The organism is Bacillus sp. FSL R5-0654 (assembly GCF_038008745.1).
Taxonomy (GTDB): Bacteria; Bacillota; Bacilli; order Bacillales; family Bacillaceae; genus Bacillus; species Bacillus safensis.
Genome location: NZ_JBBOZV010000001.1, coordinates 3142299 through 3159606 on the forward strand (window position 1 = coordinate 3142299; position 17308 = coordinate 3159606).

Consider the following 17308-nt stretch of genomic DNA (forward strand, 5'->3'; position numbering starts at 1 on the left):
CCTTTACACACGGCGTTTGATGCCATATTTCTCTGAAAGGGCTTCTCCTAGTAAATTAAACAGAACCACCACAGCCATGATCACAAGACCTGGGTACAGCATTAACTGAGGATTCGTTTGAATGTAAGATTTCCCTTCATGAATCATCGCTCCCCATTCAGGCATAGGAGGCTGAACCCCTAATCCGAGGAAAGACATCGCAGAAATGTCCATAATCGCCCAGCCCATTTCAAGTGTTCCAATGACTGCTAATGGCGGCAGGACATTGGGAATCATATGCTTTCTCATAATGTTCCAATGCGAGGTCCCACTGATTTTTGCAGCTGCAATAAAGTTCTGTTCTTTTAAACTGAGCACCATTCCTCGGAAGACGCGGGCATAATATACCCATTGCACAAGCATCAAGGCAAGTACGACTTGAGGAAGTCCCGGACCGAAGATGCCGACTAATCCAAGGATCAGCACCAGGTTGGGGAATGCCATGACGCCGTCACAGATTCTCATCAAAACATGATCGATCCAGCCGCCTTTGTATCCTGAAAAGAGGCCGACAATTAAACCAATGAATAACGAAGAAAGAAAGATTAATAACGCACAGCCGAGCGAAACACGCGCACCATATAAAATACGAGATAAATTGCATCGTCCTAATTGATCCGTTCCAAGAGGATACTCCCATGAAGATCCCTTTAGCTTCATTGCTAGATTGACAGCAGCCGGATCATGCGGAGCGATCCATGGTGCACATATTGTGACAATGAGCAAGAGACCGAGCAGCAGGGCGCAGATCGAGATCATCTTTTGATGAACGAAGAGGTGTTTTACTTTTGTCATCATTGCTGGCGGCCTTCCTTTCTAGAAATACGGGGGTCTATGATCAGCTGAACTAAGTCAACGATCAAGCTGCTCAAGATAAAAATACAGGCCGACATGAGGACATAAAATTGAATCACTGGCAAATCACGGTTAAAGATCGCTTCAATAAAAAAGCGGCCAAACCCTGGCCATGAGAAAACGGCCTCTACAATAATGGTTCCGGTTAACAGCTTGCCAAGGTTCACCCCTAGTCCGGTCAGCATCGGCGATATCGCAATTCTGAACACATGCTTGAACATGATCGATTGTTCCTTCAAACCTCTGATTCTCGCATATTGAACGAAAGGCTCTTGAAGCGCCTCACTCACACTTGACCGTAACAGCCTTGTATACGTAGCAATTAAAGGGACTGCAAGTGTGATCGAGGGCAGAATGAGATGCTCCCATGTTCCAATCCCTTCAACTGGTAAGAGGTCAAGTTTCACTGAAAAAAAGAAGATGAGCAAATACCCCAAGACAAACGTCGGGATAGATGCTCCTAAGAAAGAAATGAGCCGGCTCACATGATCAACGGCACCATTTTTCCTCATGCCGCTGAAAAAGCCGAGCGGAATGCTGACACAAATAGCGATCAGCAGACTGGTAAGCGCCAATTGAATTGTCGCCGGTATTCGATAAATCACCTCATCAACGACAGGCTGATTGGACATATACGACCGGCCGAAATCAAGGTGAATGACTTTTTCAATAGTATGAAGATACTGCATATAAAACGGCTCGTCTAAGCCGAATTCACTTCGTTTTTGCGCTAATATTTCATCTGTAGGCTGGATATGAGCCGCTGCTAAATATGCCTCAGCCGGGTCAACTGGCGAGAGGTGAATCATACCAGTTGTGAGCAGTGTGGCTAATAAAAATACAGGAATAATTGATAGCACTCGTTTGACGATATAGCGGCCCATTTCCTTACCTTCCTTCTGTTACTTCAGCTTAATGCCTGTGAAAGGATGTTCATCACGATTTGCAGGGAATTCAAAGTCCTTCACAGCTTTTTGATAAACGGCTGTCTTTTTAAAATAAGAGATTGACACAATTGCCCCTTGATCCTGTAAAGAGGATAAGACAGACGAATACAGTGCTTTGCGTTTCTTTTCATTTGTTGTGGATGGAATTTCCGTCATTTCTTTGATCAGCTTTTCCTTATTTGGATAGGCTGAAATGGCTTCTTTGAATCCAAAACCATCTGATGAAAGAACGTTCATAAATGTATGCGGATCATACGGCGCTCCGTAGTTGCTAAAGAAGTTCATATCAAACTTATTGGCTTTAAAGCGTTGAACCTGTGTGGCCAAATCCACACCCTCAAGCTTGACGCCGACACCAACGGCTGCCCATTCTGCTTGCAGCGTTTCCGCCATCGCTTTTTGAATCGATTCTGCTGAGTCATACATCATACTAAACTCAAGCTTTTTCCCATCTTTTTCACGAACGGATTTTCCTTTTGGAAGTGTCCAGCCCGCTTCATCCAGCAATGCTTTGGCTTTGTCCACATCATATTTGAAAGACTTCACTTGAATGTGTGACGTATACGGCATGTTAGTCGGCAGGATGTGATCTGCTTCATCCTCTAAACCTGAGGTGACTCCTTCTACCATTGATTTTTTATTGAAGGCATATTGAAGGGCATGACGCACTTTCTCATCTGACAGCTGATCCACTTTTGTGTTCATAACAAGCTGTCTCGTTGCAACAGGCTCTGACATTTTCGTTTCATACTTACCGCTTGCTTCCAGCTGTTTGTAGGAATCAAGGCTAATCGTTCCTTCTCCGTAAAGTAAATCCACATCACCTTTTTCAAATGCCATGACTCTCGTTTCCGCATCTGGGATGACCTTTACCTTGATTTCTTTTACCTTTGGTTTTTCTCCCCAATAATGATCGTTTCGTTCGAAAATGGCATAATCATCTTTCTTATATGTTTTTAAAACCCAAGGGCCTGTCCCCACTGGTTTTTCAATTCCTTTTGACGTATCTCCGTTTTTAGGGAAACCTGCTTCACCTAAGAAACGAACTGGACGAACAACGGCTAATTCTTGCACAGTTGGATAGTATGGTGCTGTTAAAGTGAGTTTAAATGTCTTTTTATCAACGGCTTCTGTCTTTTTGATTTTCTTAATGACACCTAACCAGCTATGTAAATCTTTATTTTTTAAAATTGTATCGAAGTTCTTTTTGACAATGTCCGCATTAAATTCAGAGCCGTCTGAGAAAGTCACTCCGTCTCTTAAATGGAACGTATACACCTTGCCATCCTTTGAAACATCCCATGATTTCGCTAATTCAGGTTTCAGCTTACCATTCTTTTGATAGCTGACCAATGGCTCATAAATCATTGATTGCGCAAATAATTGTGATGGGTTGTATACGTGTGGATTCATTTCACCAATATCTCTTGGCCACGCCATTGTGATCATATCAGGATGATCATTATTGCCTTCTGCTCCATTGTTTGTTTGAGAGCATCCTACTAGTAAAAAGAAAATAAGCAGGAATGGTAATACTGAATTTATTTTAATTTTCGGAAAATTCCTCCAAATAGACATAAGTTGCTCCTCCTAATTGATGCTGATAATCATTTTCATTTTAAGGAGGAAGGAAGCCGTTGTCAATATCATATTTGAAACGAAATGACAATACTTATTCCGATTTATTCCATAAATTGAGGAATTTGATAGAAAGAGAGACAGGCTGCTTACGAATGAGCAGCCTGTGAAGAGGTAAATGTTTTTTCTCGCAGCATGTCATGGAGTATATGGATGATACGTTCCTGATCTGCATCTGTCATGCTCGTTCCAGACGGAAGACAAAGCCCCCGCTCAAATAACAGCTCAGATACAGGAGTGCCTTTTTCCGCAGTATAAAAAGGGCAATGACGAAAGAGCGGCTGCTGGTGCAGCGGCTTCCATACATGCCTTGCTTCGATTTGTTCTTTTTCTAAAGCACCAATGATATCTACTGGAGACAATTGTGTGTCACGATCAATGGTCAATGCCGTCAGCCAGCGGTTGGATTTCGTTTCTTGATATTCTGGCATCAAATGAAGTCCCTCTGCTTCTGATAAAGCGTCCTGATAACGCTGAAAAATGCGGCGCTTTTGTTCAACACGCTCGTCCAGCACTTCCATTTGAGCAATCCCGACTCCTGCTAAGAGGTTGCTCATGCGATAGTTGTATCCCATCTCTTGATGCTCATAGTGCATCGCTTTTTCTCTGGCCTGTGAAGCAAGAAAGCGGCATCGTTCAATCGCAGCTTCATCATCACTCACAAGCATTCCGCCCCCTGATGTTGTAATGATTTTATTTCCATTAAAAGAATAGATACCGAACCTGCCCATTGAGCCGCTTTTTCTTCCTTTATAAAGCGCACCTAACGATTCAGCCGCATCCTCAATGACTGGTACATCATATGCTTCACACAGAGCCATGATCTCGTCCATTTTTGCGCTTTGCCCATATAAATGGACAACGATGACCGCGCGAGGTTTTTTCCCAAGACGTTTTGATTCAAGCAAGGCTTTCTCTAAAGCAAGCGGGCACATATTCCATGTCTCCCTTTCAGAATCAATAAAAACGGGCTCCGCTTGTTCATATAAAATCGGATTTGCCGTTGCAACAAACGTGAGGGTGGAACAAAAGACAATGTCTCCTTTTTGCAAACCTATCAGCTTTAAAGCAAGGTGAATCGCTGCTGTTCCTGAGGATAAAGCCGCTCCTGTCTTCACTCCTGCATAGTCCGCCACCGCCTGTTCAAATTCATTCACAAGCGGTCCAAGCGGCGCAATCCAGTTGCTCTTAAAAGCTTCCTCTATTTTGAAAGACTCTTTTCCGCTCATATGCGGAGGAGATAAGTAAATTCGCTTCCTTTCTTTCATCACTTCCCACCTTCTCTCCGATCTTTGATTTCTATTGCAGGAATTCCTACAGCGACCTTCTGATCATGTATATCTCTTGTCACTGCTGCTCCAGCACCAATGACGGACCAGCTTCCAATCGTTATACCCGGTGTCACCACGGCACCAGCCCCAACATGGGCACCTTCCCGCACGGATACACCGCCAGTCAGCACCGCGCCTGGTGACAGGTGCACAAACGATTCGAGTATACAGTCATGCTCGGCGATAGACCCTGTATTTACAATCGTATGCTCACCGATGGCTGCATCTGCTTGAATAACTGCCCTTGCCATCACAACAGTCCCCCCTCCAATGACAGCTGACGGACTCATGACCGCCTCTGGGTGAATCAATGTGGCATATGCTGTGTCTTCAAATGAAAGGCGTTCCTTCATGAGCTGTCTGATCTCATTTTGTCCGATCGCAATCAGCCATTTCATATGAGGCATTGTCTCTTTCAGCTGCTCACTCATGGAGATCGGTCCATACAAAATCCCGCTTTGAGTGACCGTCTCTTCAAATTGATCATCTAACACCGCACATAATGAGTAATCGGCATGTGCAAAAATGAGATCTTGAATGACTTTGCTATGTCCTCCGGCCCCAATTAAACCAATGGTTTGCTTCTTACATATTGGTTCCTTTAAATTTTTCAGCTGTGGCATGATCCGGCTGCTGCACCCCCTCTGTTTTCATGACTTTCAGCAAGGTCATCCATAAAATTTTCATATCGAGCCAAAACGATTGATGCTCGACATACCAAAGGTCATAGGTGAATTTCTCCTCCCATGAAAGCGTGTTCCGTCCGTTCACCTGTGCCCATCCTGTTATGCCGGGCTTCACAAGATGACGCCTTGCTTGTTCTTCTGTATACATAGGCAAATACTCCATTAAAAGCGGTCTTGGCCCGACAAGACTAAGCTCTCCTTTGAGTACATTGACTAGCTGCGGCAATTCATCAAGACTAAGCTTTCGAATCAAGGCACCGGTTTTTGTTAATCGCAAATGATCTGGCAGCAGCACCCCATGTTCATCGCGTTCATCTGTCATCGTCCGAAATTTATATAGCATAAAAGGCCGGCCATACAGACCAGGCCGCTTCTGCCGAAACACCACAGGCGTTCCAATTTTCCATCTAATCAGTCCATAGATGAGAAGAAAAAGAAGACTGCCTGCGATGAGCAGCGTCAATGCCACCATCACATCTATCATTCTTTTCATCATTGCATCTCCTTTTCATATTAGCGGGAGACCGCATGTTTTACCTTACGCATCAGCTGAATCCGCTCTCGTTTCGTTCCTGCAAACACATACAAGTAGCCCATATAGAGAATGAAACAAAGCCCTCCAATACAAAACAGCTCCCACCATGAAGTCACGTTATATACCGCCTGAATCCCCGCACAGATGCCCCAAATAAATAGCCCTCCAGCAAGTGGAACCAGTGTATGCTTGTAAAAGATAGTGCGTTTCTGATTCGTGATCCTGGCCGTATAAAATGGCAGAAACACAATATTTTTAATCAATAAAACCATTGCCCCCGCTGATGCAATGCCATATAGACCAAACTGCAGCAGATGAGTCAATCCATAGGCAAAAAGCACATTAGATACACCTAATATAAGGGTGACAACTGCAGGAACTTTCAATCGATTAAACACGGTCGGCACATATGTGAGCGGTAAAAACATCAAGGTCAAACATAAATAAGCCGCATGAATCATGAGAAGCCATTTCAGCTCCTCAAAAGCAGGCCCAAGCCATAAAAGCATGAGCGGACCAGCGAGACCTCCTAGAAGTGCGGCTGGAAACGCAACAAATAAGCCGCTCCACTTAATGGCGTTTGCAGCATATTGAATGAGTCCCTCTTTGTCCTGATTCGAATAAAATTTCGTGATCGTTGGTGCAAACACAACGGCCAATGTCCCTGCCAGTGTGCGTAATAATAATGGAAACTGTAAAATTGCCGCATATTGGCCCGTCGCTTCCGCTCCAATGAGTAAGTTGGTCATCAATAAATCAATTTGTAAAAACAACAATATCCCCATTTGCTCAAATGAATGCCAGACCCCTGATCGAACAAGTGTGAGACTAGACGATAATGAGACGTGCAGCCACTTAAATGAAAACCAAGGGATGAGTTTCTTAAAATAATAGATACCGATTCCCATAGCCGCTAAGCTTCCTATGACGGCCGCAAGCGGGATATGCCAAATGGCTGGTGTCGTCCATGTAAACAGGATGACAATCATCAGCGCCCTCAAAAACATTTGAATCGCCTGTCCAATACTTGATACATAGAGCTTATTCGCATAAAACGGTGCAGCCCCAATGCCAGACATGACGAAATTGAGCATAAATAAAAGACCCCCTAAAATAAAGGCGGTCTGTGTGTCTTTTGCGAGATGAACAGGTACATGAAGCCATTCAACCAGCTGATGAGACACGAAAAGACAAAGCAAAAAGAGACTAATAGATAGTAAAAACGAACTGACGAAATAGGAAGCGAGATAGCGCTGCGCCTTCTCCATCTCTCCTTTATGAGCCGCCACAGAAAAAAATCGCACAACAACCGCACTTAACGAAGCCGTAATGACCGATAAATAGTTGATCATATTTTGCGTCAGATGGATTAAGCCGAATGCTTCCACTCCAAGCGTATGAACAATATAAGGTGTTAAACAAACAGACATAAGCATCATCAGGACAAACGTGATTAAGTTCGCACTGGCATTATAAAGAAACGCTCGATTCATTGTGCTTTCACGCAGCGTTTAAGAGCCCTCATCCAGCTTCCTCTCCCTTTTGACCGCTTGTTTTCATCAGCTGATGAACGGCCTCTTTCACAGCGGCCTCATTTGGTTCTTTTAAAAGGGTCATAAACGGAAGATGAGCCACCCACTCAAAACCCTCCATCACCTTATGATCAAAAGATCTAAGGACAACACACGGTGTATGAGTGATCGCACAAAAGATCATACCATGCAGACGATCTGTCACGACGACTTGCGCTTGTTTTAACTCCGTCCACAAAGACGTTAACTCCTCTAAGCGAGTTGTTCGATCGACTCGTTTGCCAATTGTCGTTGTGATCAAACCGACTTGATCATATGTCTCTTGGATATGCTGCTGCAGCTGCTGGCGCTCCTCCTTTGTGAGATATGCTTCTTGATCCTCACGCAGACAAAGCAGAACCCCTTTACGTGTTTCATCCTTTGATGATTCGTCTAATGACAGCACCATATCAGGCTGTTTCCACACATCTTGATCAGGAAAATGCTGCTTCATCCATTCATAGGTTGTTTGATCTCTTGCCATGAGGAGCAGTCTTGGATGCTGACTATACGTGTGAATGGCGCGGCGTTCCTCTCGTTTCCCTCTCTTTGTTTCTGTAAAATGTACAGTAGCAGGCAGCTGGATCATGGGATAGGACTTGAAGGTCTTGATGATAAATTGTCTCGTCCATTCTTCGTACCGGTATAAATCCCCCATATTGCCCCCACCGATCATACAGACGATGTCTTCTGGATGCCGGCTGCGCTTTAGTGGACGGGCAAGGCGATAGATCTCTTTCATGTCCACTTCTATGATGTCATAGGCTGGAAAGTGTTTCTTTAAAAAACAATAACTCGCATAGGCAATCGCATGATCCCCTAAATTATCATGGCCCGGCAGCAGCGTGAGAATGATTTTCTTCTGATGACTCAGCTCTGGCAGCCTTTGGCGGCTCAGTCTATACTCAAGCGGATATTTGACCTTTAAGAGCAGCCACTCTGCGGTTTTTGCCTTCAATTGCTGCACTGTCAATCCCATCACCCCTATTTCCTTGTCTGATATTCGATCCATTTTTGATAGCTAGAAGCCGCGGCAGAAAGCGGATAAACCAATCGGCACTTAGCAAGAAATAAAATCATTCGCTTTCGTACTGTGAGCTTCGATGGTTCCACTTGTTTGACGGCATGCTGAAAAGCATCATGTGTGACCATTTCACGCATGTGATCAAGCTTTTCCTGAAGAGAGAGATCATTTTGGCTCTTCCATTCGTTGAGCATACAATGAAGCGTATGATTGACGATAAAAAAGTCTAATGCTTTCTCATACAGAGAGATGTCATCATGCTCTTTTAAAAAAGAGCGCTGTGCATGATAAAAGGTCAGTCCATGATGAAAATACTGCTTCTGATATCGCTGTACAATAGATGACAGATGAACCCTGTAATAATAAAGAGGCTCATGAACAAAGGCGATGCTGCGTGCTAAAGAAAAACAGCGCAGCGTCACATATTGATCTTCAATGTTTTCAAGCTCACCCCGCAGCGGAAATCGAATGTGGTGTTTTTCCATAAAGGCACGCCGATACAGCTTATTCCATGAGAATCCAGTCAAGTCTCCGTGTAATAACGCTTTGATTACATCCGTTTTTTCGGCTGAGCGCTTGTCTAACAGCGTCGTTGCTATCGTTCGCTTTGACTGTTCAAATTGAATCCAATACTCGCTCACAACAAGATCTGCCCCGGTCATTTCGGCTTTTTCATACATAGCTTCACAGTAATGAGGAGCGAGAATATCATCTGAATCCACAAAGGCGAGATACGTCCCTTTCGCTTCCTCGATCCCCCGGTTTCTCACAGCGCCTAACCCTTGATTGGATTGATGGATTACCCGGAAACGCTCATCACGCTCAGCAAATGCTTCAAGCCATTCACCGCTGCGGTCGGTCGATCCATCATTGATAAGAATGACTTCTATATCGGAAAAACTTTGATCTGCAATTGATTGAAGACATTGCTCCACATATTGACTCGTATTGTAAACTGCGACCAATAGACTGATAGCTGGCATTACAGCATGCCCCACCTTTCTTCAAATCTACTTTGTAAAAATCGTTCTATACGGCAAAACCGAAGAATCGAACGGCATCAGCATGATGCTGTACAGAATATAGCAAACAGCAATCCCTACATACATAAACACATTAGACCGCTGATCAAAAATGCGTGTGAAATATGGCAGTAAAATGAGCTGATACAAGCCAAAATAAATATGAAATCTTGCATAAATGACATCCTTCGTTGCAAGGATGCCAAACAAGAAACCAAGCAAACAAAAATTCACAATGTAATCACTCTCAGGCGTCAGTTCACGAAGTCGTTTTCGATAAAAGAAAGCAAGCAGAAGCGGCAAAATCAAGACACCAATTTTTGTCACATTCATTCCATTCGTATTCGTTGTGAGCCATTCCTCGTAATGACCATATGAACTGCCTTGCAGCATCACGACAAACACTGAGACAAAACGGTCATAAAGAGCGGTTAAGCCTAAGAACACCAGGCATAAGACTAGCATCATCCAAGACCAAGCCTTTGTTCTCACAATAAAATACACAGGAATCATGATGAGAGCGGATGAATGAAACAATGAACATACAAGGACGAGCGGAAAATACAATTTCCACTGTCCATTGATCACCAACCGGATGGCATAAAAAAGAATCGCTGCCACCATATACTGGCGCATCCCATTAAATGACGCATAATAATGAAAGGTCCCAAGAAAAAGCAGCATACTCAGCTCAAATGGACGGCCATATTGAATAAGCGTCTTGATGATAAAAAAATAAGTAATGGCTCCGACTGAGATATACATGATTTGCGGATCATGAGACAGTTGATTAAGCATCCATAAAATAAACGTAAACCCCGGATCCGTTGCGGCCTTATCCACACCGAAGCCGAATATATGCCAAGGCTTTTCGTAGTTGATGGAGAACTCATACATCTGGCCATATGTGACAAAATCGGTTCCTACTTTATACCGAATACCAGCTACGATACAAAGAAACAGAAACGGAAAAAACACCAGAAGCTGATTAGGCCGCCATCCGCTTTGAATGGTATCATCACGCCTGCCGTAAAATGCGGCAAAGCTCGACCATAAATAGACCATGATCATGTTCACCAAATAAACCGCCATCTGCCCTTCCTTCCTTACAGTCCATATAGATTCATCACACGTGTAATATTCTGTTTCACATCAAATCCTCTTTGTTCAAGCTGAGAGGTAATGGTCTCTTGAAGAGGAGGTTCTGCATGATATGCTTCAAGCACCGCCTTCATCCATTCATGCGCGGAATCTCGCAGGGACATCCTTTTCACAAGCCCGCAGCCTAAATCTACTTCCTCTGTAATATGATCTGAAATCACACAAGGCAGACCAGACGCCTGTGCTTCCACTAATACAAGCGGAAGACCTTCAAACAAGGAAGGCATCACAAATACATCAAATGCTTTCATATATTGTGGAACGTCTGATACGACGCCTGTAAAGACAATGTCCTCCATCAAGCCTGCCTTCTCTGCATACGATTCGACTACTTGCTTCAGTGGTCCATCTCCTACGAGGACAAGCTGAAATGAAACCCCTTGCTTCTTTAAGGTCTGTGCCAGCTCTATAAAAAAAACATGATTTTTTTGCTCATGGAACCGCCCAATATGACCAATGACCATGTTTTTTCCGCGAAGATGGAGCTGCTTTTTCATCTCTGCCTTTTCGTCTGGATCAGGCTGAAAAAAAAGGGATAAATCTATCCCATTTGGCAGCACCTCAACTTGCCCGTTCTGCATTTTTTTCTGTCCAAATAAAAAGACACCGGCATCCTCGCCGCATGCAACAAGCTGTGTAGAGAATGCAAAGATCAGCTGGCGAAATCCTTTGAGCATCATATGATCCAGCCAGTTTGGCGACTGCTTCCACGCTGTATTATGTGAATGGCAAATGCGCACCTTTACACCCGCTAGTTTGGCAGCAAGTGCGGAAAAACCCGTCTGAAAATCCGTATGTGCATGCACTGCCTGATAGGGCCCTGTTTGCCTAATTGTCTTGGTCAATGTTTTCACAAAAGCAACCGGAGAGGACGCCCCAATACTTGGGACGTAAAAGATGCGTCCCCCAAGCCGGCGAATTTCCTCATCATAATCACAGACGTCCTGCCGGTGAGTAATGAAATCAAATTGAAGGACATTCCTGTCGAGTGCACGATAGATATTCATAATCATCGTTTCAGCTCCGCCGCGGTTCATCCCGCCCACAATATGAAGCACGCGCTTTGGCTCACTCATCTTGAACCGCCCTCCTCTTCAGCATAGACGCCGCCAGCTTCCGGCGATGATAAAGCTTCATGATCTTCGGTGACAAGCAGGCACGGACCACCGGCTTTAGAGCAAATAAATAGTCAAGCGGCGACAGTTTTAATAGCCAGCATGCTTTCAAAACGAGCCAGGCATTATCCATCGAATATCGAAACTTCCGCCGCTGAAAGGCCGCTTCATCCTCTCTCACCAGATATAACGGCTCTTGTAAATTAAAACCTTTCCTCCCAGCAGCAAAAAAGCGGATCCAAAGATCGATATCTTCCATCCGCCTTGTTGTTTTTACAGAACGATAGCCTTGTAAAGCCTTGTAAGCAGAAGCCCTCATCATAATGGTCCCATGACAAAAAGGAGTCCCTCTTGCCAACACCTTCCGATCAGGCTCTGAAACAAGTGCCCGCACACCCTTTGTTCCCGTTTCATCAAAAACCGTCATTGCCGTACCGACTACATCATATTCAGGATATGTATCGAGGAAATGAACCTGTTTTTCTAAACGAACAGGCACTGATAGATCGTCGCCATCCTGCCTTGCAATCAACTCTCCCCTCGCTTCAGCCAGGCAGCGATTGAGACTGGCAGCGAGTCTTTGATTTTGTTGATTGCGGATCAGGCGAATTCTTTCAGGATGTCGTTTTGTATAAGACAGCACTTTCTCATAAGTGCCATCTGTTGATGCGTCATCACATATGATGAGCTCCCAGTTTTCATATGTTTGATGAAGAATAGATTCAATGCTTTCTTCTACTGTCTCTTGGCAATTGTAGACGCCCATGATCATAGACACCTTTGGTTTATGCATGCTGTATCACCTTCTCTGCTTGATCCATATAGATTGTATAAATTTCTTCCATTGCACTGACCGTCTGCTCTTGTGCAAATGCATGAGCCATAGAGCGTCCCGCTTTTCCCATGAGGGGCAGCTGATCTTTTTTGTCGTAGAGCTGCTGCAAGTAATCAGCTAAACTATTCACATCTTGCGGTTTAACTAAAAAACCATTGACGCCATGTTTGACAAGCTCACAATGTCCTCTATTCTCCGTTGCAACCACAGGTTTTTCTGCCGACATCGCTTCAAGCAGGTTCATGCCGAGCCCTTCTCTCAAGCTGGTGGAAACACATACATCGCTCATATGCATCCATTCCTCCATTTGTTTGCAAAACCCAGCAAAGTGGACATGATTTTCAAGATGGAGCTGGCGGGTAAGCTTTTCATAGTTCGGCCTCATTGTCCCTTCCCCAGCAAACACGATCTTTATATTTGGTATTTTCCTAGACAGCTGTGCACATGCTTTGATGAGCATCCCTTGATTTTTATTCGTATTTAATTCACCAGCACACAGCACGATAAAATCTTCCGAGGAAAAGCCATAGGCTGCGCGAAGGCTCTGCTTCTCTTTTTCATCGACAGGTGCGAACCGCTTCATATCCACACCCATACCGGGCACATAATAAACAGATGTCCGCTCTTTTGATAGACGGTCGGCTCTTTTAAAATCTTCTCCATTAATGGTGATCAGAGCGTCTGTATAGCGGGCGAGAAATCTCTCTATTGGATAATAGAGCAGCCAGTTTTGAAGCGGCGCCCCCTGCCAAAAGTGAAAGCCATGTGCCGTGTAAAGAACCTTCGTTCCTTTTTTGCGCGTACCTTTGGCTGCGAGCCTGCCAATGACACTTCCCATTGGTGTGTGGCAATGGATGAAATCATAGTGCTCTTTCGCTAACAGCTTCTTCAGTTCTACATACGCAAGCCGGTTGCGTACATGAAAAGGAGACCGCTGAATCGGAATCAAGTGAGCTTGATTCACATAGGGCAGCTCCAGCTGGCCGTTTGCCGCTGTATGCACTTCCCATCCTTGTTCCTGAAACCACCGGAAATACGGAAGATGAAAGGCCTTAAAGTGATAATCAACCGTTGCGCAAAACAAGACTTTTTTCTTCATTGGCAAGCGCTTCCTCCTCTCGTGCCATCTGATCGGACAACATATCATGCGACTCAATGGCAGCAAATAATGCTTGTCTCATCTGCTCTTCACTCATCATGTCAAATTCATGGATAAAACGGTTCAGCACATATGGGTCACCATCCAGCGCATGGCCGATGTGAATTTTCGGGAAGATTTGCTCCTGTGCTTTTTCATGCTGGTTGAGTAATTCCTCGTACATTTTCTCTCCAGGACGAATGCCTGTGAAAGTGATTGGAATCTGGTCTGTGGTGTAGCCTGAGAGGTGAATGAGGTTTTCTGCGAGGTCCACGATTTTCACTGGCTCCCCCATATCTAAAACAAAAATCTGTCTTCCTTCTGCCAGTGCACCTGCCTGAATCACAAGCCTTGATGCTTCTGGGATGGTCATAAAATATCTTGTCATGGCTGGGTGCGTGACCGTCACCGGCCCGCCTTGCTCGATTTGTTTCTTAAAAATAGGGATGACGCTCCCTCTGCTTCCGAGTACATTTCCAAATCGAACGGCGACAAATTTTGTTTCGCTGCTTGCCCCCATTTGCATGATCAGCATTTCAGCAAACCGCTTTGTGGCTCCCATCACATTGGCAGGGTTGACCGCTTTGTCAGATGAGATGAGGACGAATGTTTCAATGCCGTGCTCGTGTGCGGCTTCTGCGACATTTTTTGTCCCGATAATATTGTTTTTCACAGCTTCTTTCGGACTGATCTCCATGAGCGGGACATGCTTATGTGCCGCAGCATGATAAATCATATCCGGCTGAAATTGACCAACGATTTCACTCATTTTCTGTTTATCTTGAATATCCGCAATTTGTGGATAGAGTCTGATGCTGCCTCCATATAATTCTTTCAGCTCTAGTAAAATAGAATGAATGCTAAATTCTCCATGTCCCACAAGTACAATCGCTTGAGGAGCAAACACACAAATTTGACGGCAGATTTCTGATCCAATTGATCCGCCTGCCCCTGTGACCATGATTGTTTTTCCCTTTAAATGAGCAGATAGACGGCTCGTATCTAATTGAATCGGTTCTCTCCCTAGTAAATCCTCTGGCTGTACATCCCGTAATTGATTCAGCGCATGGGTTCCTTTTAAAATCTGCTCCATTTCCGGCATAATCTGTGTTTTGACTCCGGTCGCGACACATTCCTTATACAGCCCTTTTAAGGTGTGGCTGCTTTTGGACGGAATGGCGATGATGATCTTCTGAATATCCATCATCACGACAGCTGTTTGAATTTGTTCTTTTCCTCCTATAACAGGCAGACCCATAATTTCAAGCCGATGTTTCGTCTTGTCATCATCGATGAAGGCGACTGGCTCAATATGTACATCACTCGATTGCTGAAGCTGACGAACGAGCATGGTTCCCGCTGATCCGGCGCCAATAATTAACGCCCGCTCCTTTTCTGCCTGAAGCCGCTTTGCCCCGTCATGAAATAGCCTGGAAGCCATACGAGAGGCACCGATGAATAAGATATGAAAAAGCCACACGATGAATAAAAACCGAAATGGCCATGTCTGCACGAAAAGGTACAGCATCGTCATCGAAAATAAAAAAGAACACACAAAGGTCTTCATTAAAGAAAATAACTCTCTTACTCCTGTATAAGCCCATACTTGCTTGTACACATGAAACATGCAGGCAAATATATGGTGCCCAATGAGCAGACTGAGTGAAGAAATGGCGAGCATTTCAAATGTATAAACGGTTAAAGCCGCCTCTTGGACAAATTGAAAACCAAAAAAGACGGCAACTAAGATGAGATATGAATCTAGTGCTACGATGATTGATAATCTTTGGGCGTAAGTCAACGCTCCTCCCCCTTTTTAAAGCATCACTATTCTTACGTAACATGGGCATCAAACCCGTCCTCACATCCCACTACTGATGACGAGCATCTAAGGCACGGTTATGCCCACAGCAGGATCGAGTGCCTCCATTGTTAAAGATTAGGAGACATCACCTATCAATCTTTTTAATACATATACAGCCTTCCCTTTTTCTCTTTCTTGCCATTTAGCATAGCTCCAAGCAGTTTACTTGTTGTTCCTTCTAATACTTCTTTTGATTTCTTCACAGCAGCAATCTTTGTTTTGCCGCTTAAGACAACGAGAATGCTCCCATCCGTCCGGTTCGCCAAGATCTTTGCATCTGCAACTGGCAGAAGCGGCGTGGAATCAACAATCACCATGTCATATTGCTGTTCAATCTCATAAAATAACTGCTTCATTACAGAAGAGGAGAGCAGCTCAGCTGGATTCGGCGGAATGGTTCCGCTCGGAAGCAGCTCTAAATGCTCAATCGGTGTCGGTAAAATGGCTTCTTCCAAGCTGCAATTATTTAATAGCACATTCGTCAAACCGGTATGATGACTCAAGTCAAAATATTCATGGACGGCCGGCTTTCGCAAATCAGCATCCATGAGCAGCACCCGCTTGTTCTGCTGTGCAAAAACAGCTGCTAAGTTTGCAGCCGTAAATGATTTCCCTTCCTTCGGTAAGGAGGAGGTCACTAATATCGATTTCAGCCTTGTTTGGATCGATGTGAATTCGATGTTTGTTCGGATCGTACGGAATTGTTCCGCAATGACAGAGTGAGGATTTAATACAGAAATACAGGATAAATCTCTCTTTTCTCTTTTCTTCCTCTTAAAGATCAATGTTCTGTCCTCCCGTTATGACGGACTGCTTGTCTTTTTTGGCCCTCCTGTCTGCCTGCATCTGATAGACACTGCCAAGCGACGGCAATCCGATCTCTTCTCTTATTTGATGTGTTCGTTTTACAGTATCATCGAGTAAATTCATTAAGAAAATGAGTGTCATGCCTCCTAATAAAGAGGCGCCTAGTGCCAGAACGATATGAACGAACTTCCTTGAATTCATCAGAACCGTGTTGGACAGCTTGGCTTCAGACAAAACATTAATGCGATCCATATTCATTGTTTTTTTGATTTCTTCTTGCAGCACCTCTGTTGCGGTATTCGCAATGGCGACTGCCTTCGCGCGATCCTCATCTTGTACAGAAATATTAATGACCTCAGACTCATTTTCTGTACTTGTGGCAATTTTGTGTTTTAGTCCTTCTGCTGATTCTGTGAGATGGAGTGTTTCTTTTACTTTTTCAATGACGATTGGGCTTTTTAATAAAACTTGAAAGGTACGTGTATATTGAAGGTTCATCTGAATATCGTTTAAATCTGCTTGTGCGTCATTGCTGCGTTTATGAACAAGAATTTGAGTGGTTGCCTGATATACAGGAGTCGAGACATAGAACTGATAATAGGCTGAAATGCCCGTTACGATCAGGACAATCAGGATCAGAAGGGCCATTTTCTCTTTAATGACAGAAAACAGCTGCTTAAAACCTATATTCTCATTCATAGATACCTCCCGATTTCATCATAAAAAGGTTATATATGGTT

At 44.2% G+C, this 17308-nt stretch carries 16 protein-coding genes; all 16 read right to left on the reverse strand.

Annotation, left to right across the window (positions count from 1 at the left end; translation table 11 throughout):
- Window positions 1-3: 3 nt before the first annotated feature.
- Window positions 4-837, reverse strand: a complete 834-nt coding sequence (gene nikC / locus NSS76_RS16140) for a nickel ABC transporter permease subunit NikC (protein WP_024423513.1) — start codon at window positions 835-837, stop codon at window positions 4-6.
- Complete coding sequence (nikB, locus tag NSS76_RS16145) at window positions 834-1778, reverse strand: nickel ABC transporter permease subunit NikB (protein WP_024423514.1); 945 nt, start codon at window positions 1776-1778, stop codon at window positions 834-836. Before nikB ends, nikC begins: the two co-directional genes overlap by 4 nt.
- An 18-nt stretch (window positions 1779-1796) precedes the next feature.
- Window positions 1797-3419, reverse strand: a complete 1623-nt coding sequence (gene nikA / locus NSS76_RS16150; protein WP_341082449.1) for a nickel ABC transporter substrate-binding protein — start codon at window positions 3417-3419, stop codon at window positions 1797-1799.
- Window positions 3420-3568: 149 nt separating this feature from the next.
- Window positions 3569-4747 carry a DegT/DnrJ/EryC1/StrS family aminotransferase gene (locus NSS76_RS16155; protein WP_151862880.1) on the reverse strand — a complete coding sequence of 393 codons (1179 nt, stop codon included), beginning with the start codon at window positions 4745-4747 and terminating at the stop codon, window positions 3569-3571.
- Window positions 4747-5433 carry an acetyltransferase gene (locus NSS76_RS16160; RefSeq protein WP_024423517.1) on the reverse strand — a complete coding sequence of 229 codons (687 nt, stop codon included), beginning with the start codon at window positions 5431-5433 and terminating at the stop codon, window positions 4747-4749. The genes NSS76_RS16155 and NSS76_RS16160 overlap by 1 nt, the downstream gene beginning before the upstream one ends.
- On the reverse strand, window positions 5396-5989 hold the full coding sequence (locus NSS76_RS16165) for a sugar transferase (RefSeq protein ID WP_080780828.1): 594 nt from the start codon (window positions 5987-5989) through the stop codon (window positions 5396-5398). Before NSS76_RS16165 ends, NSS76_RS16160 begins: the two co-directional genes overlap by 38 nt.
- Window positions 5990-6009: 20 nt before the next feature.
- Window positions 6010-7524: an MATE family efflux transporter gene (locus tag NSS76_RS16170; RefSeq protein WP_341082451.1), complete on the reverse strand. Its 1515-nt coding sequence runs from the start codon at window positions 7522-7524 to the stop codon at window positions 6010-6012.
- A 28-nt stretch (window positions 7525-7552) separates the two neighbouring features.
- Complete coding sequence (locus NSS76_RS16175; RefSeq protein ID WP_133744545.1) at window positions 7553-8581, reverse strand: polysaccharide pyruvyl transferase family protein; 1029 nt, start codon at window positions 8579-8581, stop codon at window positions 7553-7555.
- A gap of 5 nt (window positions 8582-8586) precedes the next feature.
- On the reverse strand, window positions 8587-9609 hold the full coding sequence (locus NSS76_RS16180) for a glycosyltransferase family 2 protein (RefSeq protein WP_151039879.1): 1023 nt from the start codon (window positions 9607-9609) through the stop codon (window positions 8587-8589).
- Window positions 9610-9636: 27 nt separating this feature from the next.
- Entirely contained in the window at window positions 9637-10740 is a 1104-nt protein-coding gene (locus NSS76_RS16185) for an EpsG family protein (RefSeq protein WP_151039878.1), read from the reverse strand.
- 14 nt (window positions 10741-10754) lie between these two features.
- Window positions 10755-11885, reverse strand: a complete 1131-nt coding sequence (locus NSS76_RS16190) for a glycosyltransferase family 1 protein (protein ID WP_341082452.1) — start codon at window positions 11883-11885, stop codon at window positions 10755-10757.
- A complete protein-coding gene (locus NSS76_RS16195; protein WP_024423524.1) occupies window positions 11878-12717 on the reverse strand; it encodes a glycosyltransferase family 2 protein in 840 nt (279 codons plus the stop codon). Before NSS76_RS16195 ends, NSS76_RS16190 begins: the two co-directional genes overlap by 8 nt.
- On the reverse strand, window positions 12710-13858 hold the full coding sequence (locus tag NSS76_RS16200) for a glycosyltransferase family 4 protein (RefSeq protein WP_103131642.1): 1149 nt from the start codon (window positions 13856-13858) through the stop codon (window positions 12710-12712). Before NSS76_RS16200 ends, NSS76_RS16195 begins: the two co-directional genes overlap by 8 nt.
- The gene (locus tag NSS76_RS16205; protein ID WP_122631941.1) at window positions 13824-15698 is read right to left on the reverse strand and encodes a polysaccharide biosynthesis protein; all 1875 of its coding nucleotides are present in this window, start codon (window positions 15696-15698) and stop codon (window positions 13824-13826) included. Before NSS76_RS16205 ends, NSS76_RS16200 begins: the two co-directional genes overlap by 35 nt.
- 164 nt (window positions 15699-15862) lie before the next feature.
- Window positions 15863-16546, reverse strand: coding sequence for a CpsD/CapB family tyrosine-protein kinase (locus tag NSS76_RS16210; protein ID WP_024423527.1), 684 nt, complete (start codon window positions 16544-16546; stop codon window positions 15863-15865).
- Complete coding sequence (locus NSS76_RS16215; RefSeq protein WP_073207501.1) at window positions 16536-17267, reverse strand: YveK family protein; 732 nt, start codon at window positions 17265-17267, stop codon at window positions 16536-16538. The genes NSS76_RS16210 and NSS76_RS16215 overlap by 11 nt, the downstream gene beginning before the upstream one ends.
- Between the last annotated feature and the right edge of the window lie 41 nt (window positions 17268-17308).